A 23,013-nucleotide genomic window follows, 5' to 3' on the forward strand; every position below is an offset into this window, starting at 1 on the left:
GCGGCGAGGGCTTCCAGCCATCCGTCCATCTTGCGGATGGCATCAGGCGCCAGACGCCGGGGCGCATCGCTCCCGGCGGAGGCAAACAGCGCGGTGCACGCTTGACCGCGCCGTGCATCCACAAGCGGAACGATCCAGTGGACAGGGGCAGCACCTGTGCTGCCCTGGTCCGCGGATGGCGTTCCGCCAGCCCCTGCTGCGGCATCCTCTGCCGCAGCTTCCGCCTTGGCGGCAAGGCCGCTGTGCCAGCCGCCCCAGGCGAGGGCCTGAAGGCTGGACACCCCGGCTACGGGGATGTCCCACGCCCAGGCCAGTGTCTTCGCCGCGGTCACCGCAATGCGGATGCCCGTGTACGAGCCTGGGCCAACGCCCACGGCGATGCCGTCCAGTTGTCCAGGCTGTGTGTTGCTGGCGGCCAGCAACTGCTCCATCACCGGTACGACGTGTACCGAATGGTTGCGCTCAGCCCGTTCATTGCGTTCTTCCAGAAGCGCATGACCTTCCATCATCGCCGCTGCCATTACTGCGGTGGATGTATCCAACGCCAAAAACCGCTGACGCGGCTCCTTTTGTAAATCTTCCATCATCATTTGACCCCATTCTGTCTGAACTGTCGGCACAGGGCTGCATAAGTCTCGCCGTACCCATCCAGTGTAATCGTTCGATCCTCCAGGCCCGTTGTTTCAATCTGCACATGCAAGTGCTCTTGCGGCAGTAATTCGGGAATGATACTCGACCACTCCACCAGACTGACTCCGGCTCCATAGAAATATTCATCAAGTCCAAGCTCATCCGCTTCTTCCAGCGATATGCGATATACATCCATGTGATATAAGGGCAGGCGCCCTTCGTACTCCTTGATTAGCGTGAATGTGGGACTGCTCACCACATCACGTACACCCAAATGCCAGGCAAATTTCTGTGAAAATGCCGTTTTTCCCGCGCCCAGATCACCATCCAGAGCAATCACCATGCCGGCGTTTGCCTGTCTGGCGAGTGCGGAAGCGAGTGCTTCTGTATCTGCAATGCCATGGGATTGATACACCCACTGCTCGTGCGTCTGATTCAATATTCGCCCCACCTTTGGCGGTCCAGCCGCCTGAGTTCACTTTGAACCTTATTATATCGGTCCCTTTCTTCCCCCGCAACAACCCTAGCAAAAACAAAAACCGGCACCTCTCGGTACCGGCCGTGCCATGCATATATTTCATCTTGTATTCATTCTCGAATTCCTCAATAACGATATGCTGCCTGGATCTACTCCTCCAAGCGATCCACACGTACCGTCTGGGTATTTCCCGGTCTGCTGCCAACCTGAACCGTTGCCATACCATTGGCTTCATCCACATTCTCGATCCAGACCGGATCTCCTTCCAGCGTGACAGCAATGGTATCCTTGGAATCATATATCGCTTTGGCGCGCTTCGCATCCATCATCTTATTCATACTCCCCTTCCGGATCATCATGTGATTCTCGAACCATGCTATCTGTTGTACTTTCACCAATATAACCGTTATCTTCCGTAACCTGTCCCCCGCCTAACCCTTCATTCACCATCCGATCAATGTCAAGCATGAACGACTCCCGATCAAGGGGCAACTCTTCAGAAGTGACTGCTTCCCAATTCACCGCAGTAGCGGGTGTATAGAATTCTTCAGCGCTTTCGGCTTGTGCCAGAGGATACGGAGAAAATGCATGCTTGTGTGCTTCTTCCTCATCACGTCTATTCTTCAATATTGCACCTCCCGGATATGTGCTGCGAGAATAACCACCTATCCATGCCCATCTTCCTGTCGGAATTCAAGCATGTTTCTGTTATCATCCCCGAGTCTCGCCGAACCATACGAATTCGTTCGTGCATAAGACGATTATCCCTTGCGGCAGATGCCCATACTAATCAAAAGCGGAATTTTTGAAAAACCTTCCGAAAGGAGCCAACCTATGCATACCGTCTGGAAAGGTGCAATCAGTTTTGGCCTTGTGCATGTCCCTGTCAAAATGTTCTCGGCTACCGAAGACAAAGACATCTCCATGCGCTATATCCACAAAGTCTGCGGCAGCCCGCTCGCTTATGTTCGTCAATGTCCCTCCTGTGAAGTGGACGTGAAGTGGGAAGAGATCACCAAAGGCTACGAATATGAAAAGGGAAAGTTCGTACTCTTTGAGAAAGATGAATTGGAAGCGTTAAATGATTCCACCGGCAAAACCATTACCATACTGGATTTTGTCGACTTGACTGAGATTGACCCGATTTATTTTCAAAAAACGTATTACCTCTCGCCCGATCAGGCTGGGGGAAATGCCTACCAATTGTTGATGAACGCGATGCGGGATACCGGCAAAATTGGCATCGCCAAAATCTCCATCCGCTCCAAGAGCAGCCTGGCTGCCATTCGCGTGCTGGAAGATTGCCTCTCCATGGAGACTATTTTCTATCCGGACGAGATTCGTCCTGTCTCCCAGGTGCCCAACTTGCCGGAAGTGCAGAACGTGAATGAGAAGGAACTCACGATGGCAAAACTGCTGATCGATCAATTGTCCACGCCTTTTGAACCGGGTAAATACACTGATGACTATCGCAGCAAACTATTGGATTTGATCCAGCACAAAGTGGCAGGCGAAGAAATCAAGATTGCTCCAGCCAAACCTGAAGCCAATGTCATGGATTTGATGGCTGCCTTGCAGGCAAGCATCGAGGCCGTGAAGCCTATTCCGGCTGACCCTGGGACAACAACGGCCAAGCCTAAGAAACGTGCACCGCGTAAAGTGCCCGCTCAAGCGGTTGCCGGAGGCGAATCCGATACACCTGCACCAGCCAAAAGAAAAAAGGCAACGCCCAAAACAAAAGCTTGAATGCGCTAAGGCTACGGCAAGACCGTTCCATTATATCCCCATGTTACGATGGGTACTCCGAATCCGGCTTCACAGTCGGATTTTTTGTTTTACAGAACTTTGGGAACAGTTCTTCTCAACAAAACTCCATCTATAATTGCAAAATGAGATTGACGAAAGTTGATTTATATTTTATATTCACTTATGAAAAGTAACTTATTTATGAATATACAGTCACTCTGTAATTCTGCTTCAACAGCATGCCATTTAATAATCCGTTTTCATTGCATATACACAATCAAACGAGAACCCCTATTATCTATAATCAAGGAGGAAACAATCATGAATACGACCTATCAGATCCCTGCCACAACCCATCTGGGTGAAGTGAGTCTCCGAATTATGAACCTTGACCGTTCGATTAAGTTTTATACCGAAGTGGTAGGATTGAAATTACTGGAGCGGAGTGGCAAAGTAGCTACGTTGACAGCTGACGGGAAACAGTCCCTGCTGCGATTGGAAGAACTGACGAATGGGATTACCCTACCGGAACGCTCACACGCTGGCTTGTACCATTTTGCAATCCTGCTGCCTGACCGTAAGTCTCTGGGTCTTGCTCTTCGTAATCTGGCTGCCTCCGGTATTGATATCGGCCAAGGCGATCACTTGGTCAGCGAAGCCTTCTATATCTCCGATCCCGATCAGAACGGAATTGAGATCTATGCCGACCGTGCACGTGATACCTGGAAACGCGATAGCGACAATAACTACGTGATGGCAAGCGATCCGGTTGATGTGGAAAGCCTGTTCGCCATATCGGAGAATGAATCTTGGCAGGGTCTGCCTGCTGGCACCGTTATTGGTCACGTACATTTACACGTACGCAGCTTGGAAGAAGCTCGCAACTTCTACACCGGCATACTCGGTTTTGATATTGTGGGTAACTTCGCCAACATGTCCGCACTATTTGTATCGGCAGGCGGCTATCATCACCATCTGGGACTCAATATCTGGGCAGGAGTGAATGCACCAGTCAATCCGGAGAACGCTACAGGAATTGATTACTTCACCATTGTGTACGCCACAAAGGAACAATTGGAGCAGGCACTTGAACAATTGCGTCAATCCGGCGCAGTCGTTACACAAGTCGAGGGTACCTGGTTTACGGTAGACCCACAAAATATTCGTATACGTCTGACAACTGCGAACTGATTTGGTTTAGGCGTTACAATATGTTTGCTTAGCCTTATTTTATTAAGCCCGGGTAACTGATTTCTCTACATCACAGAGAGATCGGTTGCACGGGCTTTTTGAGTTGGCTTTTATAAAACTGGAACAATTGGTGCATTCTAACCAATACATAGACAAGATACGTTTAAGGAGATAATTCATGATCGAAAAGGGACGTTTGACCGTTAGACAGCTCGCTTCACTCATGTTCCTATGCACAATCGGGGAGCAGATTCTGGTCTTCCCTTCCATGATTACATCTTACGCTCATCAGGATGCCTGGTTATCAGCCTTATTGGGAGTCGCAGGGGGCCTCGGCATACTTTTCATTATGCTTGTTGCCTACAAACTGCATCCACGGTTGAATCTAATTCAGAATGCCCTTCGCATATTGGGACCCTGGATCGGGACCTTGTTTGGTTCTTTTTATATTTTTTATTTCCTAATCAGCACCTCAACGTTCATTAGGGAAATTGGCGATTTTATGTCTACCCAGATCTTGCCGGAATCTCCATTAATGCTTCTGCATCTGGCTTTTGTGTGTGCACTTGTCTGGGGGCTTCTGTCGGGTCTGGAGAGCATTGGTAAAAGTGCTGAGGTTTTTCTTCCTTTGATCGTGTTGTTTCTGTTAATCCTGACGGTGTGTTTACTCCCTCATGCACGTTTGACCAACATCCAACCTGTGCTTGCACAAGGCTTTCTTGATCCACTCAAAGGTTTTGTCGCCGTACTCACGTATCCTTATTGCGAGCTGTGCATTTTCATGATGCTCTTTCCCTACACAAAAAAGGAACCTCATCTGGAGAAGGACATCCTACTATCAGGGATGATTGGTGGATTGTTACTTACACTGACGCTGAGTATGTGTCTGCTAGTCATGGGAACATTTATGACGGAGCATCACTGGTTCGCCTCCTTCACCCTTTCACAGAAGATCAATATCGGGAACTTTTTGCAACGGATTGAAGCGTTTATGGCATCCGTCTGGATTATTGCCGTTTTCTTCAAAGCCGCGCTGTTTTTCTATAGTTTTGTCCTTGGCGTCGCTCACCTGTGCCGCTTGTCCAGTTATCGTCCATTAATCCTGCCCGGTGCCATGCTGATTATCGCCATGTCCATTCTGATCTCTCCAAACGAGAATTTTTATCTCAAAGTTATTATTCCCTATTGGATCGATTGGGATCTGACCTGTGGTATAGCACTTCCGTTACTGCTCATCCTGGTGCATCATATGAAGTCCCGCTTTCAGAAAATATAACAAAATTCCGAATGAACCTGCGCAGACTGGTTGGTTACGAGAAAGGAGTTCCCCCATGTTCAAACCGCTGATTCCGTTCGAACCTATCTCCAGAGATACCTTGCCCACAGGACCGCAATGGATTGCCCAGGTCAAGTGGGATGGAGTTCGTATGCTTGCCTATGAGGATGGGCATGAGCTGCGCCTGGTGAATCGCAGATTACATGATCGAACCGCCCAGTATCCCGAGTTGGTGACACCACGCAATTTATGTTCAGGCTCCTCCTATATCTTGGATGGAGAAGTTATTGCGCTGGACCCCGACACCGGAAAACCTTCGTTTTATCATGTTCTGCGGCGGGATCGCATGAGCAGACCCGAAGGCATCGCCCAAGCCATACATCAGATTCCGGTCACGTATATGGTATTTGATATCCTTTTCTATGAGGGACAATGGGTGACGGATCAGCGTTTGGCAGATCGACAGCGCCTGTTACACGAGGTTCTTAACACCGCTCCCCATGTTCAGGAGGTCACCAATACACTTGATGCCGCATCCCTGCTTACCGTGATGAGACAGCATCAGATGGAAGGCATCGTCTGCAAGGATCTCACCAGCACTTATGGCATACAGGGTAAGGACCCGCGCTGGCAGAAGGTCAAGATCATGCATGATGTATATGCCATGATCGGGGGAGTCACATACCGGAGCGGTATTGTGAATGCTGTTGCGATTGGTGTATATGATGGACCCAACTTTGTCTATATTGGTCATGTCGGGACTGGCAGGCTGAACTCCGATACTTGGCGTGAACTCACCCATCAAGTTGAGCCTCTGATTAGGCAGGACAGACCGTTCCATAATGTACCCGAACGAAGTGCAGAGACCACCTGGGTGGAACCACGAATAGGTGTCAAAGTGCAATATATGGAATTGACACATCATCGCACACTACGCCATCCCAGTATTCAGACCTTTGCGGATGTAACCCGTGAGGATTGCCCGGCGAACCAGCTTCTTCAATAGGTCAGTACATTATTAATTACGTATAGGAGGTGATCTGTATGGCCCCCAAGATCCAGGGAACCATCGTAATAGAAGGCATAGAGCTCACGGTCACGAACCCGGACAAGCTGTTATGGCCGGATGCGGGTGTCACCAAAGCCATCTATCTGCAAAAACTGGCTGCCCTGGCACCATATCTGCTCACATATACAAACAATCGATTGCTAACCACCATCAGATATCCCCACGGCGCTGGTGGAGCATTTTTCTATCAAAAAAATGCCCCTGAGCCTGTACCAGATTATGTGCGAACTGAAGTCCACGACGGCATTCGCTATGTAATCATGAATGGACTTCCCGAATTGTTGTGGCTTGGCAATCTGGCTGCACTTGAATTTCACCCTTCTCTTCACGCCGTGGGAAGCCATCTGCCCTGTGAATGGATGATCGATCTGGACCCCTCTCAGGAACATGAACCCCGGATTATGCAAGCTGCGCTCATCGTTGGCGAAACCTTGACTTCGCTTGGTTTGAGGTCCATTCCCAAAACTTCAGGGGCAACAGGAGTACAGATCATCGTTCCGATTATTCAAGGTGTAACCTTTGATGAACTGCGAGATATTGGCTATTTTGTTGGCAAGTATGTCACTCAGAATCACCCGGATCTATTCACACTGGAACGACTTAAAAAGGATCGTGGAGACCGCATTTATTTTGACTATCTCCAGCATTATGGAGGCAAAACCCTGGCCGCACCCTATACACCACGTGCCAAATCAGGGGCCACTGTCTCGACTCCACTTACCTGGGATGAGGTTAGAAGCAACGTTTCCATTCAGGATTACCATCTGATGAACATTATTGAACGCTTGAACCAAACCGGTGATTTAATTGCAACTGTTGAACCCCAACCGGTAGAGCTCATTCTCAAGCATTTGAAGAAAAAATAGCCGACTCCCTCATCACAAGGGTGTCGGCTATTTTCATTCGTGCTTATATACATCGCTAATGGATACCTTTTTTCTTGAAACGTCCGCCCTTCACGTCATGGATGTTACCGATCGCTACAAAGGCTTGCGGGTCCCAATCTTCAACGATGGACTTAAGTTTGGCTTCTTCCAAGCGAGTGATGACAACAAAGATGATCTTTTTCTCGTCCCCGCTGAATCCGCCCTCTCCATCCAGAAAAGTTACACCACGACCAAGACGGTCTGTCAGGGCTGAACCGATATCACGATACTTTTCACTAATGATCCATACCGATTTGGACTGATCCAGTCCTTCATTCACGATATCAATCATCTTCATCGCAATATAGTATGCAATCATGGAATACAGGGCATTCGGCCAGCCGAATACAAATCCTGCACCTGCGAAAATAAATACGTTAATGAACAATACAATCTGTCCTACAGACAATGGTGACTTCTCACTAAGCAGGATAGCCACAATCTCCGTACCGTCCAGTGAACCGCCAGACCGAATGACGAGTCCAACACCCACACCCAGGATCAACCCGCCAAATACAGCTCCGAGCAAAGGCTCCCCTGGTGTTAATGCAGGAACATGGTGCAATAACGAAGTCCCGATGGACATGACCACGATCCCCAGCAACGTGGATAACGCAAATGTTTTACCAATCTGCTTGTAACCCAGAATCAGGAAAGGCAAGTTGAGCAAGGTCAGGAATACACCGAGTGGCAGATGTGTAAGTTCCGACACCATAATTGAAATCCCCGTAATCCCACCATCAATAACACCATTCGGTACGAGAAACACTTCAAGCGATACAGCCATTAGTGCAGCACCGATCAGGATCATCACAATACGTTGCAGCAGCTTTAATGTAAACACCGAGCTTTTGACCCCGCGGTCAGCTTGCTTGGCTGTTAGTTCTTTCACCGTTACATTGGACATGGTATCCCCCCCGTTAAATCAGTGTGTGAATCCATTTTATAAATCATTTAAATACTCAGGGTGAATCTACATATGAAAACAGCAAACTGCGTTCGATATGTACCCTGGCTATACAGCGCAAGCATCTAAAGGCGATATAAAATGGATTCAAAATGTTATTCATCCCGGTTTGTACTTTCAAAAGAGAGCAAAAGGGAGCCTGTTTTCCCGCAGACTCCCCTCCTTCGCCAAGACATGATTTATATATCTATTATATCATAAAAGATCAAATTTGCACAAAATACTTAGCAAAAAGAAGATAAATTCACAAAAAGTGAACTTATCTTCAGAAATCTGCCCTAAATCGGCTAAAGAAGCGGAGAAAGCATCCGAGAAAGCATTTCTGCGCCTTTTTGCCATCGTGAACGCATCTGAAATACCTTCCCATCGATCTGACTACATTCCCCGAGATCACGTTCAAAGTCATTGATTAAACGCTGGATCGCAGAGGATTCGAACAGAACAGCCGTCAACTCAAAATTGCAGAAAAAACTGCGCATATCCATGTTCGCTGTTCCAACTGTAGCGAGCAACTCATCTACAATCATCACTTTGGCATGTACAAAACCTTTGCGATATTGAAAGAACTTCACACCCGCTCGCAACAGTTCCTCTACATATGAGAGTGACGCCAGGTGCACGAGTTTTGAATCGGATTGATACGGAATGATAATTCTCACATCCACGCCACTGACAGCCGCTGTTTTGAGTGCCTCATACAGTGCAGGATCAGGAATAAAATAAGGTGTGGTAATGTAGATCCGTTCACAAGCTACCGAAATGGCCCCAAAACACATCTCCTGAATGGCATCCCAGTCCTGATCCGGTCCACTAGCCAATATCTGAATTCGCTCTTCCCCGCTACAGATATGCGGAGGAAATAACTCTGCAAGCTGGGGTTCAGTAATTCGCTCACCAGCAGCCAGTTTCCAGTCGTTTAGGAACGTACTTTGCAGAAAGTACACAGCGTCTCCCTCAATCTGCACATGTGTATCCCGCCAGAAACCCACCTCTGGATATTGACCAAGATAATCATCACCTACATTGATGCCACCCACAAAACCAACCTGTCCATCTACAACAACAATTTTGCGGTGATTCCGGTAGTTTACTCTGCGGTCAATCGTAGCGATCAGCGGTGGGAGAAAATAATGGAATTCCACACCTGCATCCTGAAGTTTGCGGATAAAGCTTCCGCTCATCTTGTGGCTGCCGAGACCGTCGCAGATAAACCGAACCTTCACACCCTCTTGCGCTTTACGAATCATAACATCCTGAAACATGGTGCTGATGACATCATCTCGGAAAATGTAAAATTCCACATGAAGATGGTGCTTTGCTTTTTTCATTTCTCTCAGCATTGCTGCAAATGCCTCTTCCCCATTGGTGAGTACCGTACTGTGGTTACAACCCGTGATCGGGCTCTCCGACAGATGGGTTAACAGGTTAAACAATCGATGCTGATGGCTAAAACGATCGCCAGGCATCTGTTCGACATCTCCAATGATGTGGGCTTGTTCCCAGATCGTTTCCTTCATTTCACGGAAGATGCGCGATCCACCCTTGCGGAGTTTTTTTCGTTTGTTATAATCCTGGGCCACGAAATAATACACGACAAAACCGATCAAAGGTACGCAGAACAAAATAAACAGCCAAGCCACCGCTTTAGCCGGATTCCGAAATTCCAGCAAAAGAATTGTGGCTGCCTGAAAAATAAATACAATTAATATAATGACCAGCCAGAACATTCGGCTTCCTCCTCAGGCGGCAAGCTTCATGACCTTGCCGTTCTCTAGCTTTGACGTTTATGTATACAGCTAATCATAGATACCCAATAAAGGCCCCGTTCGTAACGTTCGCTTAGATAAAACTTTACATAAGCAGACGGAATAGTTGATTCTGGTAATTGAGATCTCTACTTCAATTACTGTATATTCTGACTGTGTACCCTTCTACATATCCGTTTAATCATGAAGCAGAACCGCATTGTGACGCCAATCTGCTTCATCCACCTTCCAGACTCTTCCTCTTTTCTTCATGATAAGGTGGTCTTCTTACGTAAAATTAGATATAATACTCGTTAAAAACTTATTACTTAAAGGAGAACAGTAGTGAATGGACAGTGAGAGGTATGCGTTAAATTTAATATTGGTTGCGTTTTTGATAGGACTTTCGGCGTTTTTTGTTGCAGTGGAGTTCGCTCTGGTACGGGTTCGTCCGAGCCGAATTGACCAAATGATTGCAGAAGGAAACAAGCGTGCGCTGGCTGTGAAACAAGCCGTTGCCAATCTGGATGGATATTTGTCCGCCTGCCAGCTTGGGATCACGATCACATCTCTGGGACTAGGTTGGCTGGGGGAACCGACGGTAGAGAAGATTCTCCACCCTGTGTTCGAAAGCTTGCAAATTCCTGAGGCGGTTTCTTCATTCTTATCGTTTGTCATTGCGTTTGCTTCCATCACGTATCTGCATGTTGTGGTTGGTGAACTTGCTCCCAAAACGATTGCAATCCGCAAAGCGGAGACTGTTGCGCTGCTGACGTCTACACCTATCATCTGGTTTAACCGAATTATGTATCCTTTTATCTGGCTGTTAAACGGCTCAGCGAACCAACTGGTGAAACTGTTCGGAATCAAACCTGCTTCCGAGCACGAAGATGCGCACTCTGAAGAAGAGCTGCAGATCATTATTAATGAGAGTTTTGAAAATGGTAAAATCAACCAAGCCGAGTTCGGTTATGTTAGCCGGATCTTTGCTTTTGATGAGATGTTAGCGAAAGAAATCATGGTACCCCGGACCGATATGGTCTGCCTTTATGTGAATAGAACAAACGAGGAAAACCTGGAGATTATTCGGGAAGAGCAATATACCCGTTTTCCAGTAGTTAATGAGAGTAAAGACGATATTATCGGTATTATTAATACGAAACAATTCTTCCTGGAACTATACGGAAATGACGAGCCTGTCGATCTGTCTTCTCTGATTCAGCCTGTATCCGCTGTTCACGAAACAACTCCTGTGAAGGACTTGCTCAAGAAAATGCAGAAGGATGGCGTACACATCGCCGTGCTGGTGGATGAATATGGAGGAACATCCGGAATTGTAACCATCGAGGATGTGCTTGAACAGATTGTCGGCGAGATCCGCGACGAGTTCGACGCAGACGAAGTGGAGGATATTCAGGTCATCAATGAGAACTATGTCATTATGGATGGCAAGGTTTCCTTATCGAAGGTAAACGACATGTTTATGTCCAGCCTGGATGCGGATGAGTGGGACACCATTGGTGGATGGCTCTATAGCCATCGCCCCGAGATGAACGAACAGGAAGAATATGAGTTCGAGAATCTAACCTTTGTTCTGCTGGAAAAAGACAAAAATCGGTTCTACAAAGTGGCCGTTGTTCCCAAGGAACCACTGACCATGTCTGATTATACCGATGAAGACGAGAAAGAGTCCAATTGGTCTAAATAAAGCAAATTTATTAATAAAAAGAGGAGCTCTTGCCTATTGGTAAGTGCTCCTTTTCTGATTATTGCTGGCTCAATGTGTTACTCTTCTCCATGTTATTTTAATACCCACTCCGCAATATCATCGATAATGGCTTTGGAGACATTGGATGGCTCAGCGTACTCTTGACCAATTGAAAGTCCATCATAACTGGATAAAAGATGATTTACCTTTGGATAGCTATTGTACGTTACATTGGAATGACCTTGAAGAGACGATTTCCAGGTTTGGAATTGATTCATAGATACTTGCACATCATTTTCGCCTTGTATAATGAGCATAGGGGTATTTTGTGATTTTGCCAGTTCCGCAGGCACATAATCTCTCTGCTCAAACCACCAATAAGCAGGTTGAAGCGGAAACGCCTCAGGAAGATGATCTGCAGAATAGTTAGGATCTTTGACGATCTTAGCAACATTTTTATAAAAATCAGCCTGTCCTTGAATGATCTCCGTGTCCAAACCAAGCTGCTTCATCCGATCGACCAATTCGTCCTGCTGCTCGGTAAGCACATCCACAAAGCTGCTACTTGGTGCAGCCAGCAGAATACTTCCTGCAATATCATGTTGATCATCCTCAGCCATGATTAAAGGCATTGCAAACCCGCCTTGACTATGTCCAGCTACAAAAATGGCTGTAGGATCAATATTTGGATTCTTTTTAAGCACATCTACTGCATCGGCTACCTGATCTACACTTTCTTGTTTTAACGTGAATTTAGGCTGTGAAGCGACCTTATAGGTATGCTCATACGTGACCTTATCGTATCTTAATACAGCAACGCCTTGTGAAGCTAAACCTACCGCAAGATCACGGAATGGCTTCGCCCCACCAATGGCAGCATCTCGATTGCTAGGCCCAGAACCGTGTACCAGAATGACAACCGGAAAAGGTCCCTCTCCTTTGGGCAATGTTAATGTTCCTGGTAAAGCTAAATCGCCCTGACCAACGGTAATGTCTTGTTCTGTATAAGCAGATGGATCGTCATAGCTTGGTTTTTGATACACATCTGGCGTAGCGGCGGCAATATGCAAGTCATCCACAAGTCGATTATCATTCATTCTGACCGTAATATTAATACGAGTAAGCTCTGTCTTAAAAGTATAGGTAACATTGCGATGCACGGTGTTATTTTCTTCATGTTTAGCTATGGCTTCACTTGTAATTTTGCCATTTTGTCCTTCTAAAGCTCCCCATAGCTGACTCAACAACGTCGGTGACAATACTCCACTTACCGAGGTATGAACATACTTGGCAGCTTCTTTGCCGTCACCCTCACTTAAAAGTGAAATGAACCTATCCTCAGGTGCTGCCTTCAGTATCTCGGTAAGAAATCCTTCATCCATATAGGTAACCCCTTTCGTTAACTGAACAGGATTGTCTAAGGGGATGACTTGCCCATTCACCATCGCCTGTTTCTCTCCTACCTTAACTACAATTGTAAGCTCGCTTTTTCGTATTGTGATTTGTCCTGTTTGTTGTTGCCAAGATACCTCTGCCCCATTCTTTGCTGCAATCTCACGAACAGGAACCAGATTTTCATGACCAGAAGGTTTCTCAGCAGCTGCTAAGATGGATGTTACCGGCAGGATAAGACATACGACAGTAAGAGAACATAATAGCTTTTTCCAATTGTTCATCGTCATAACTCCTCCAAATCATTTTTATAATATGCATAGTCTATGAGCTTTTATTGGCTCAGAACTCTGCTTAAAACAAGAATAGCAATAATGAATAATACTAGGACCCAAGATAATGGACGAGCGAAGTTAATCGTCCAACCTATTCCATGACGTTTTTCTACGGTAAAAGAAGGATCATTGGCATTGAAGTAAATAAAACCAAGTTTCCAATAAACATCGTCATTCACAGGCTGCTCCTTGGACCGTTCGCGATCTTCCAGATGATGCCTAATTTTTCCACCGCCTTGTCTGCCTGTGAGAGACAGCACTATAGCGCCTAATAAGATCGCCACTGAGGTGATCAGACTAATTGCTGTTAACAAGACCTGATTAGGAACGAACATATTTATCTGAATGAAGGCAAATAAGATGGTAAGAAGCAAGCCTGTAATGATCGTAAATAAGGACCACTTACGGCGAAATCGGATATGTTCAGCAGCAAATTGGGCAGTATTAGACGGTGTAAGCTGTTGTTTGCTTGTTTTAATACTCCAGTTCACCAGAATCATAAGTGCAATGATTCCTAGCTGTACAAGGTTAATAGCCAGTACCGAGAGATAGGTTTTGGGCGCACTGGAAGTGACATTGCCCTGAAAATCATATTTCATTGGAATGACGTTAGGCAGGTCGTTATAATTCAAAATCGAAATAATGGCAATAGCTACATTAATAGCAATATGAATGAGAAACCAATAGTTGGAATAGGTGAGTTTATTTTGGCGGAAGGTGGTATCAATCTTAACCCTTGGAGGTGATTCTACAGTTGTAAGTGTCACTTTTATCTTTTTCATCTTGAAATGAAATAATATGTGTAGTGCTGACCAATACACAATGAATATCACTGTGCACACACCAGTTGTCATTGCGGTAGACTCTTCATTAGCAGATCGGGATACATACAGACAGGCAAGAATAATCAACCCGTTTCCGATCAGACTTACTGTAGCAAACTTACGGCGTAGCTTACGTAAGATGGGTGCGTGGTAATTATATTCACTTACCGTGACTCCAAAGCTGATTGTTTCTCTTGTCACATAGGGTGCAAAGGATAGAAGTAGGGCTAATGGAGCAAAGATTAAAATGATAGGCAATATACTAAATAGTTGCATACATAACACACTCCCTTGATTCTTTATTCTTTGTTGTGACCCATCTTCACATCATCATACATCTGGTCTATCACCGCAGATAGTTCCTCTTTGGTCATTCCGCGACAGATCGCTTCGGCAATAATCGGTCTTAATTCGCTTCTCTGCTTTTCCAAGAAATCATCTGTTAAATCTGGCATTCCATCAGGGTTTACTACAACTCCCTTTTGTCTATGAACCAGAATGTACCCGTCTTGCTTGAGTATTGTATAAGCCTTGTTGACTGTATGAAGATTGACACCAATATCTGCTGCCAAATTCCGAACCGAAGGTAGCGCTTCACCTAGCTGTAACTCACCACTAGCAATGCCCTCGATAATTTGATAAACAAGTTGCGAATAGATGGGGAGTTCGGATTGCATATCCAATTGAATAATCAAATGTTCACCTTCTTGTTTGTTGTCTGTTATATATCAAGTATAACAGCTATAACATGCGTGAGCAATAAGGTTGAAAATAAAAAAAAGCCGCATATCCATCGCGAGGGCAAATTCACCTAGACCCTTCACCATTGATATGCAGCTTAACTATGCGATTCGAGAAAACGTTAGTGGAATCATTTTAACAAAGTGGTATTTCAATTGAGATTCAAAGTTCAGCCTTATCTTCGACAATCCGATAATGGATTTTGCGAACGATAATTTTAAGAATCATGTACAGTGGAATAACGATAATCATCCCCAAGATATTTCCCAGGTCAGCGCCCACCAGCAACAAGATAACAGTAGTGAGTGGATGTATATCAAGCTGCTTGCCATAAACGTAAGGTGATATCAGGTTATCCTGAATTTGCTGTGCGATCACAATGATCACCAGTGACCAGATCGCCATCGAAGGAGATTCGATAAACGCGACAATGACCACCGGAATAGCTGCCAGCAAAGCACCCACATAAGGGATGAAGTTCAGAATAATGGATACGACAGTCAGCAGCAATGCATAAGGCAAACCTAAGATAAGAAAACCGATGTACATCAGAATCCCCAGAGCAACATTAACAATGACTCGGCCAACAATATAGCTGCTCAGTGCTTCATCGATCTCATGGACGGTTTCTTCCCCGTCCTTTCGATAACGCCTTGGCAACAACAAGGTCAGATTTGTTCCAAACTTGCTGCCTTCCTTGAGCATGTAATACAGCATGATTGGGAACGTCGCCAGAATAATAACCAGATTCGATACCACGGAGAATAACCCGGAGACATAATCGGTTACCTGCGTGATCCCTTGGCTGAGAACATCGGATAATCGTGAGAAAAGATTGGAATCGTCAGGCAGGTATCTGGATACAAAATTGCTCTTTTCAAGTGCACTCAACTGATCACTGAGCGAAGTAACCAACGCTGGAGCATTCTCCACAAAATTCAACAATTGTTCTCTCAATGAAGGCCATACCAGTACACTGAAACCTGCAATCATTAATGCAGTCACGACATAAATAATCAGAACTGACAATGCACGCTTGATCTTATGTCTTTCCATATAATCGACGAGCGGTCGCAGCAGATAATAGAAGAAACCAGCAATAAGCAGCGGAATGATGATGATGTGAATGAGTGAGGTCAGGGGACTGAAAATAAAGTTTACTTTATCCCCCAGATACACAATGAGCAGCAACAGAATAATTGCTGTACATATGCGGTAGAACTTGTTGTTAATCAAGAAACGTGATCCCTCCATGCGCTGCTCTGCCAAAGTGACTGCGGCGTTCATATGTATATCTAGTCATTACCTATGATACTAATTACCCTTAAATGACAGTCATGCCACAGGTGATGCTGAATATACACTGTTTTCTTCCCAAAACAGCATTGGAGCAAAAAAAAAGAAGCAGGCGTTAGCCTGCCACATCTCTTTTACTGAATACAACCCAGGAAATCACCATGAAAATAACGTAATACACCGCCAGGACTGCAATGGAGAAACCTAGTGTCATTCCTGCACTTGGACCACCCATGAGCGCAAAGTCCGCTCCTGAGTTCATGTATTTGCTAAGGTCCATGTTGTTGAATAGAACATACTTGGCCCATTCATAACGGACCGGATTGAATATGAGGGAGAAAATACTTTGCGAGAACATAATGAACAGGGATAATCCAATTGCAAGTGCGCCTGAACGGAATACGGACGATACCATGAAGGCAATCGCAAGCGTAATGAACAGATCAACGTATAAATATCCCCATAACGTTAGTGCACGACCACTCCCCGAAGGACCATCATGCGAGAACAGCAGATAGGACATTCCTGTTGCCATGATAATGACAACCAGAGTACTCAAAATGCTGAAGATGATCACGGTGAGGTACTTGGAAGCCAGAATTTTGCTTCGTGACCATGGACGAATAAGCAGCAGTTTGATTGTTCCCCAAGTAAATTCTCCAGCTACCGCTTCCGCTGCAATTACAACACAGAAGATTGTATTCAGAAAGAATACAATTTGCACCGTTGTTACCGCCGCTTCCCAGAATGGAACACCATCGGACCCCATTCCTTCTCGCAGTAAAACTGGCATTAACAGTGAGATCAGAACCAGAATCGATAACATGATCCAGGTACGTGGACGACGGAATATTTTCATATTTTCATTCAATATCAGATTACCGAAACTACCCAATGCCTCCACCCCCAGTGACTTGCAAGAATTGTTCTTCCAGGGTATGAGTCACGTTACGAATACCATATACCTGAACCCCTTCGCTAACCAGCTTGGCGTTGATATCCGGAATCTGCTCACGAGACACCCGTGCCACCAGGACATTGCCTTGTACAGTAGCACCCTGAATCAGATCCGCAGCGCGCCCTGCATCATTCACTTCAAAAGCTACTTCAATTAATGCGTCCGCACCCGTTTCCGCTCGAAGATTCCTTACATCAATCAACTTGCCGTTCTGGATTATAGCCACCGTATCACACATCAGTTCCATCTCCGACAGCAAATGGCTGGAGACGAAGACCGTAATGCCTTCCTCTTGCGTGAGCTCACGCAAATAGTCTCGCAGTTCCCGTATACCCTGTGGATCCAGTCCATTGGTTGGCTCATCCAGTACAAGCAGCTTCGGTTTATGTAATATCGCCTGTGCGACACCCAGACGCTGGCGCATACCCAGTGAGTAGGTTTTGACCTTATCGTGTATACGGGCAGTAAGTCCCACACGCTCAATCGTTTCCGCAATTCGTTCTTTGGTAACTCCAGGTGACATGCGAGCAAAGTGTACGAGATTCTGGTACCCGGTCAGAAACTTGTACATTTCCGGATTCTCCACAATGGCTCCTACCTGCGCTACCGCCTGTTCAAACTCATTCTTCACACTGTGTCCCGAGATCAAAATGTCACCTTTACTGATCGACATCAGTCCAACCATCATTCGAATTGTCGTTGTTTTCCCCGCGCCATTAGGTCCTAAAAAACCAAAAACCTGCCCCGGAGAAATATCCAGAGTCAGGTCGCTGACCAATGATCGGGAGGATATGATTTTGCTGACGCCCTGAATCCGGACGACCGGCTCCTGCTGCATTCAATCCCATCCTTCATGGACGAGCATATACCTCATGCCCGTTTCTCATATGCACATAGTGTATCATAATCTTTAGTATATTGTCCCGCAAACTGGGATTTCCCCTGACGTTTCGCTTCAACTACACACGCTTCACAGCATCCAAGCGGCATTTCACTCCGATAGAATCCGGTGCGAAATACGTGATTGCCTCCATTGCCCTCTTCCTTCATTTCGACAGAGCTTCTAGCGACCGACACAATCATCCCACAACTGACACAGTAAAAGCGGCCCGTTTCGATCAATGATATTCCTTCCCCTCACAAGGAGCTTAGAAGTCCTTGTTATTTGTCGTTAGACGCTGAAAATTGATACATTTTGTATCTATCTCGTAATTTACTTGACACCGCGCCTAATGTCAAGGCTTTAGAGCCATAAAAACAAGTGAAATACAAAAAAAGCTCCATAAATGCGACAAAAGTCTCGCATTTATGAAGCTTCATGTTAGGTAAATGATACAATCCGGTGCAAAGTATGGGTAAATATCATCATGACGGAGTCCCAGTCTCTTTAACAACGATGCCCACGATGTCTGATCATTCACTGTCGTTTTCCCTTGAGGTATCCTCATGCTTCGAGTCTGGATAATACCACAGTAAGGTCCAGTCATCGCCATCCTCTACCAGATAACAGTTCTGCACAATATCGAACTGCCCAAACGTACCTGAGTACGTTTGAGTAACCCGAATCTTGTAGGCTTCCGAGAATGGCTTCACGCCATCGATCACCGTTACATCGAATTCGCGTTCCGGCTCTTCCATCTCCAGTTCAAAGCTCTCCACTCCGAAATGCTGCATGAATATATGTGCTCGATTCTGTACATATGCGCTCTTCGGAAACCGCTCTTTCATCAGGGGATGAAAGAGTTCCCACGAACTGCCGAAGTCACCTGTCTGTTCATATTTGTAAAACTCTTCGGCAACAGCTGCAGCTTCATCCGGTGTGTCTGCACGAAATAAATACGGAATGGTTCTGACGATTAACCATAGTAATATTAGAATGATCGCAATGAGGCCAATCTTCTTGAGCATAACATTCCTGTTCCTTCTTCGCAGCATGTCTCCGCCCTCCTTGTCCTACTCCATACTTATGATGGTTCGAAGACAAGTAGAAGCAGGTTCTGAAGACAGCATTTCCTGGGAAATCACTTATCGTGAATTGAAGCACGCCTTTTCTTTATAATCCTGCGGATAATGGAATGACATCCTGCATATATGGCAATTCCACAACAACCGCCAAGCAAGTCCACACCAACATCACGTATCGTGCTTGTCCGGTTCGGGCTGAACTGCTGAATATACTCATCTATGGATGCGATGATAAGTACCACAGCCAGAGCAGCAACAATACAAGTCATGAAGCGAATTCTCCTGTATCGCAGCCCGCCATACACAAGCATGGCGAGCACAGCGTATACAAATAAGTGCGCACTCTTGCGAAAGATGAACTCTGCAAAATCATACGGTCGCTGCTTCAGAGAATACTCGTACTCCCCATATGTGAATTGAATATCAGGTAGTACGAAGCCAATCTGCACTCTTTGGGACCATTTATGAAGCCAAGGCTGAATGTCCTGCTGCTGAGAAGATTGGGTAGACATCGACCAGATGACGATAATCCAGATCACAATCAGCAACAGAGCTATAAGAAATCCGTACGTTCTTCGTACATGCTTTTGTCTCGTGCGCCCGGAGCCCTCCTCCATCATTTTGATCTTCACCACTTTCATATCTCTCTCGTTATTCTATTGAACCTACATACATGCCTCTGCCATTCGTACCTACATATACCTGACCATAGTTTTGGCGGTCCGCCGCCATAATTTGCGGTTCATTACCTAGCCCGATTCCAGCACCTAAAGGACCTATATTGTTCCAGGTTGCCCCCATATCATCTGAACGGAAGAATCCATTCACGTTATTTACGGTTCCATATACATAGACAGCTGGAACAAAATTACCAGGCTTAGCTTTTCCAAAAGCAAATAATTTGGAATTCTGCACACCTTGGACCTTGGAAAATGTATTTCCCGAGTTCGTCGATGCATATAATCCATCGGTCCCCAAACTTACCCATACGGCATTTGCTACGCCAGGAGCAGCCTCCACTTTAATGAAGCTCGTATTGATATCCGTATTAAATGGAAGGCGAACCGCATTCGCTTTGAACCAGTTAGCCCCTGCATCGGTTGAGCGATATAGATAACCGGCAGCATACATATAAAACTTATATCCATTGATGCGATCGGCAGCCAGTGGATGATTATAAGAAAAGACCATATTTCCCCCAATAGCCTGAAAAGGGGCACCATTCATATTTTGCCAAGTCGCACCACGATTCGTGCTTCTGACCGGATTACCAGTCTGAGGGTAATAGACAATTACATTCGGATTAATGGCCGAGTATGCGACCCTTCCCAGGATGGAGCCTGCCGGAACATTCATTGGAGTTACGGTAACTCCGTTATTGGAAGAGACAAATAAGCGTGTGGTCGTACCATACCAGTCACTGCTTCCGAGAAATATCATATAATTCGGATTTGCCTCATGATAGTCAATACTCACAATTTCTCGCATACCTGCGAGCGGAATTTTATTAAGAGGAACATTATTTACATTGTCATGTCTAAATCCGACCTGATCCGTTAAACCACTAAAGAATGAAACACCCTGAGGTGGTGTGGACGCTGTAAGTGCGACAACTTCTTCATGACCATCGGTAATGGCTTCCCAAGTACTCGCCGTATTGCCAGTCAATCCATTGGTACCATTGATATTTTCCGTCTTGTACACGCCAAACCAGTCTGTAGCGTATACGGTGCCCGGGTTATGTGGATCGAACTTGATACTGGATGTTGCTGAGAAAAACATGTTGGGTGTCCACCATGACGGTTTGGATACCAGCGTTTTGTTCACTGTTGTCCAACTCTGTCCGCCATTAACGGAACGATACAGTGGCAGATTATCTCCGCCTGTTCGAACGGCTGCAAGGATGTGATTATCATTAGTGGGATCGATAGTGATCCCATAATAAGAAGAGTAACTGGAACTTGGGGTGATATTCGTCCACTGCACACCATTGAACTTGTAGACACCCTGATTATCAGTGGTGACATATAACGTTCCGTTCTTCGCGACAGTCATACGGGCAGGATATTCGGGACTTCTCCCGGTAAGCTGCCAAGTGGTCTGCCCATTACTTCTTGGCGCTTTGCTATAGACACCAATCCCACGAACCCCAGCATAGACAACCTGACCTTGCTTTGTGACGGGATTCAACCCATAGGCTACACTCCGTATACCCTCACCGGACAAACCGTTCGGCACATCCCACACCTTGCTCCACGTGGCTGCACCGTCACTGGAGGTGTACAATCCATCATATCGTGTACCGACATGCAGATAATTAGAGTTCGTTGGATTAACGGCGATGCTCTCTCCCATGGCTCGATGGATATTTCCATTCGATTCATTCCGAAGATTCAGTCCGGTTCGAATCCAGGTTTCTCCCCGGTCTGTGGATTTCAGAATATCGCTTGGCCCCACATTCCCATACTTCCCTGCCGCGATATACACGACATTGGGATTTTGCTGATCCAGCGCAATGCCATCCACACCGTACAGATTACTGTCCTCATCTCCAAAATGATCAAGTAGTGGGATCCAATCTCCCGAGGCTACATCCAACCGGTAGGCTCCTCCAACGTCAGTTCGAGCGTAAACCAGATCAGGCTCAGTCGGATGAATGACCACACCTGTAACGTACCCCCCACCACCAATAGGCATATTTTTCCATTGATAGTTCTGGGCTGATTGAACAACGTTTGTACTTGCGGGTATCATGAGCATATACATTAGTAGCACAATCAGGGATAATTTCAATAGCCTGGAGATACGCATCTGGTTCACCGCCCTATCTTAATCATTTTAAATGTTCTTCAATCAACTGATGTATCCTGTCTCGTTCCGATTGTTCCACGATATAGTAATACACTCCGTCTATTTTCTTGCCGGTGCCCTTGATCTCAACCGACTCAATATGATCCAGTACCGAGCGGTAATTAGAAAACATCTGCTTCATTTCATCAAAGGTAACGTCGGTTCTCACATGTGCACTGACTTCATCCAGCAATGTCTCCAGCTGCAACACGTTGGATACTTGAACCGTATTCTTGAGCACTTGTTTGATAATCTCCCGCTGACGGTCATTACGCCCGAGATCTCCCTTCGGATCATCATAACGCATTCGCGAAAATCCCAAAGCTGCTGCACCATCCAGATGAATATTCCCTTGCTCAAACTGATACCCCTCATAATCAAATGCGAACGGATTATTCACATCCACTCCACCCACCATGTCGATGACCTGTGCAAAGCCCTCCATATTCACTTTCATGTAGTAGTGTATGGGAACTCCAAGCAATTGTTCCACGGTTTGCACAGACATGTTAACGCCACCAAAAGCATAAGCGTGATTGATCTTATCCTCCGTACCATGCCCTACAATACTTGTTCTGGTATCCCGGGGGATGTTAAACATGAGGACAGCATGTTTCGCAGGGTTAACACTCAATACAATCATGGTGTCGGAGCGCCCCCGATCATTCGAACGCTCATCCACACCCAGAATCAAAGCATTGAAAGGTTCCTCATTCTCCATGTCCACAGGGAAATCTCCTCCGCCCCTCTGGTCAATAATAGATACCTGCTTGATGGGCTCCCGGGGTTCATACATTTGATCTGCCGCTGATTTAACATGCAGATACAGATACACAGAATATCCAATCATGACGACTGCAACAAGGGAAATGGCACCTAATGTTATTTTGATTCCGCGTCTCATGGTATAGGCCTC

At 46.0% G+C, this 23,013-nt stretch carries 23 protein-coding genes; 6 read left to right on the forward strand and 17 right to left on the reverse strand.

All coding sequences use genetic code 11. The features are described 5' to 3' along the window. The 4 genes from tsaB to MHH93_RS09085 form a co-directional block, all read right to left on the reverse strand. Positions 1-590 (reverse strand): tRNA (adenosine(37)-N6)-threonylcarbamoyltransferase complex dimerization subunit type 1 TsaB (gene tsaB / locus MHH93_RS09070; RefSeq protein ID WP_500053772.1); only part of this gene is annotated, 590 nt, incomplete at its 3' end. Beyond that, positions 587-1,069, reverse strand: a complete 483-nt coding sequence (tsaE, locus tag MHH93_RS09075; RefSeq protein ID WP_339303617.1) for a tRNA (adenosine(37)-N6)-threonylcarbamoyltransferase complex ATPase subunit type 1 TsaE — start codon at positions 1,067-1,069, stop codon at positions 587-589. The genes tsaE and tsaB, both read right to left, overlap by 4 nt. 188 nt (positions 1,070-1,257) lie before the next feature. Continuing rightward, positions 1,258-1,434 (reverse strand): H-type small acid-soluble spore protein, encoded by a 177-nt coding sequence (locus MHH93_RS09080; protein ID WP_026081228.1) that lies wholly within the window; start codon positions 1,432-1,434, stop codon positions 1,258-1,260. A gap of 4 nt (positions 1,435-1,438) precedes the next feature. Continuing rightward, a complete protein-coding gene (locus MHH93_RS09085; RefSeq protein WP_500053773.1) occupies positions 1,439-1,735 on the reverse strand; it encodes a hypothetical protein in 297 nt (98 codons plus the stop codon). Positions 1,736-1,942: 207 nt separating this feature from the next. Between MHH93_RS09085 and ku the strand changes: the two genes are divergently transcribed. From ku to ligD, 5 genes are all read left to right on the forward strand, one after another. Next, positions 1,943-2,854: a non-homologous end joining protein Ku gene (gene ku, locus MHH93_RS09090; protein ID WP_500053774.1), complete on the forward strand. Its 912-nt coding sequence runs from the start codon at positions 1,943-1,945 to the stop codon at positions 2,852-2,854. Positions 2,855-3,175: 321 nt separating this feature from the next. Further along, entirely contained in the window at positions 3,176-4,045 is an 870-nt protein-coding gene (locus tag MHH93_RS09095; protein ID WP_500053775.1) for a VOC family protein, read from the forward strand. Between the two features lie 178 nt (positions 4,046-4,223). Continuing rightward, on the forward strand, positions 4,224-5,321 hold the full coding sequence (locus tag MHH93_RS09100; protein WP_500053776.1) for a GerAB/ArcD/ProY family transporter: 1,098 nt from the start codon (positions 4,224-4,226) through the stop codon (positions 5,319-5,321). A gap of 55 nt (positions 5,322-5,376) precedes the next feature. Next, positions 5,377-6,327 carry an ATP-dependent DNA ligase gene (locus MHH93_RS09105; RefSeq protein WP_500053777.1) on the forward strand — a complete coding sequence of 317 codons (951 nt, stop codon included), beginning with the start codon at positions 5,377-5,379 and terminating at the stop codon, positions 6,325-6,327. Between the two features lie 38 nt (positions 6,328-6,365). Beyond that, complete coding sequence (ligD, locus tag MHH93_RS09110; protein WP_500053778.1) at positions 6,366-7,256, forward strand: non-homologous end-joining DNA ligase; 891 nt, start codon at positions 6,366-6,368, stop codon at positions 7,254-7,256. 55 nt (positions 7,257-7,311) lie between these two features. Here ligD and MHH93_RS09115 read toward each other — a convergent pair whose 3' ends face one another. Both MHH93_RS09115 and cls read right to left on the reverse strand, forming a co-directional pair. After that, complete coding sequence (locus MHH93_RS09115; protein ID WP_278296378.1) at positions 7,312-8,223, reverse strand: YitT family protein; 912 nt, start codon at positions 8,221-8,223, stop codon at positions 7,312-7,314. Positions 8,224-8,570: 347 nt separating this feature from the next. After that, the gene (gene cls / locus MHH93_RS09120) at positions 8,571-10,010 is read right to left on the reverse strand and encodes a cardiolipin synthase (RefSeq protein ID WP_500053779.1); all 1,440 of its coding nucleotides are present in this window, start codon (positions 10,008-10,010) and stop codon (positions 8,571-8,573) included. Positions 10,011-10,377: 367 nt separating this feature from the next. Between cls and MHH93_RS09125 the strand changes: the two genes are divergently transcribed. Beyond that, on the forward strand, positions 10,378-11,736 hold the full coding sequence (locus MHH93_RS09125; protein WP_500053780.1) for a hemolysin family protein: 1,359 nt from the start codon (positions 10,378-10,380) through the stop codon (positions 11,734-11,736). A gap of 92 nt (positions 11,737-11,828) precedes the next feature. Here the strand turns inward: MHH93_RS09125 and MHH93_RS09130 are convergent, their stop codons facing one another. The 11 genes from MHH93_RS09130 to MHH93_RS09180 form a co-directional block, all read right to left on the reverse strand. Beyond that, positions 11,829-13,412, reverse strand: a complete 1,584-nt coding sequence (locus MHH93_RS09130) for an alpha/beta hydrolase family protein (RefSeq protein WP_500053781.1) — start codon at positions 13,410-13,412, stop codon at positions 11,829-11,831. A 50-nt stretch (positions 13,413-13,462) separates the two neighbouring features. Then, positions 13,463-14,563, reverse strand: a complete 1,101-nt coding sequence (locus MHH93_RS09135; RefSeq protein ID WP_500053782.1) for a DUF1648 domain-containing protein — start codon at positions 14,561-14,563, stop codon at positions 13,463-13,465. A gap of 23 nt (positions 14,564-14,586) precedes the next feature. Then, positions 14,587-14,982 (reverse strand): GntR family transcriptional regulator, encoded by a 396-nt coding sequence (locus tag MHH93_RS09140; RefSeq protein WP_500053783.1) that lies wholly within the window; start codon positions 14,980-14,982, stop codon positions 14,587-14,589. Positions 14,983-15,190: 208 nt separating this feature from the next. Next, positions 15,191-16,264: an AI-2E family transporter gene (locus MHH93_RS09145; protein ID WP_500053784.1), complete on the reverse strand. Its 1,074-nt coding sequence runs from the start codon at positions 16,262-16,264 to the stop codon at positions 15,191-15,193. Between the two features lie 175 nt (positions 16,265-16,439). Then, the gene (locus MHH93_RS09150) at positions 16,440-17,219 is read right to left on the reverse strand and encodes an ABC transporter permease (protein WP_500053786.1); all 780 of its coding nucleotides are present in this window, start codon (positions 17,217-17,219) and stop codon (positions 16,440-16,442) included. Then, positions 17,212-18,120: an ABC transporter ATP-binding protein gene (locus MHH93_RS09155; protein WP_500053787.1), complete on the reverse strand. Its 909-nt coding sequence runs from the start codon at positions 18,118-18,120 to the stop codon at positions 17,212-17,214. Before MHH93_RS09155 ends, MHH93_RS09150 begins: the two co-directional genes overlap by 8 nt. 32 nt (positions 18,121-18,152) lie before the next feature. Next, entirely contained in the window at positions 18,153-18,404 is a 252-nt protein-coding gene (locus MHH93_RS09160; RefSeq protein ID WP_143023589.1) for a hypothetical protein, read from the reverse strand. A 291-nt stretch (positions 18,405-18,695) separates the two neighbouring features. After that, positions 18,696-19,217, reverse strand: a complete 522-nt coding sequence (locus MHH93_RS09165; RefSeq protein ID WP_500053788.1) for a hypothetical protein — start codon at positions 19,215-19,217, stop codon at positions 18,696-18,698. Positions 19,218-19,303: 86 nt separating this feature from the next. Next, a complete protein-coding gene (locus MHH93_RS09170) occupies positions 19,304-19,888 on the reverse strand; it encodes a VanZ family protein (protein WP_500053789.1) in 585 nt (194 codons plus the stop codon). 10 nt (positions 19,889-19,898) lie between these two features. Beyond that, complete coding sequence (locus MHH93_RS09175) at positions 19,899-22,058, reverse strand: WD40/YVTN/BNR-like repeat-containing protein (RefSeq protein WP_500053790.1); 2,160 nt, start codon at positions 22,056-22,058, stop codon at positions 19,899-19,901. Between the two features lie 22 nt (positions 22,059-22,080). Beyond that, on the reverse strand, positions 22,081-23,001 hold the full coding sequence (locus tag MHH93_RS09180) for an LCP family glycopolymer transferase (RefSeq protein WP_500053791.1): 921 nt from the start codon (positions 22,999-23,001) through the stop codon (positions 22,081-22,083). Positions 23,002-23,013 lie beyond the last annotated feature (12 nt).

This window comes from Priestia sp. FSL H7-0729, from assembly GCF_038005685.1.
Lineage (GTDB): Bacteria > Bacillota > Bacilli > Paenibacillales > Paenibacillaceae > Paenibacillus.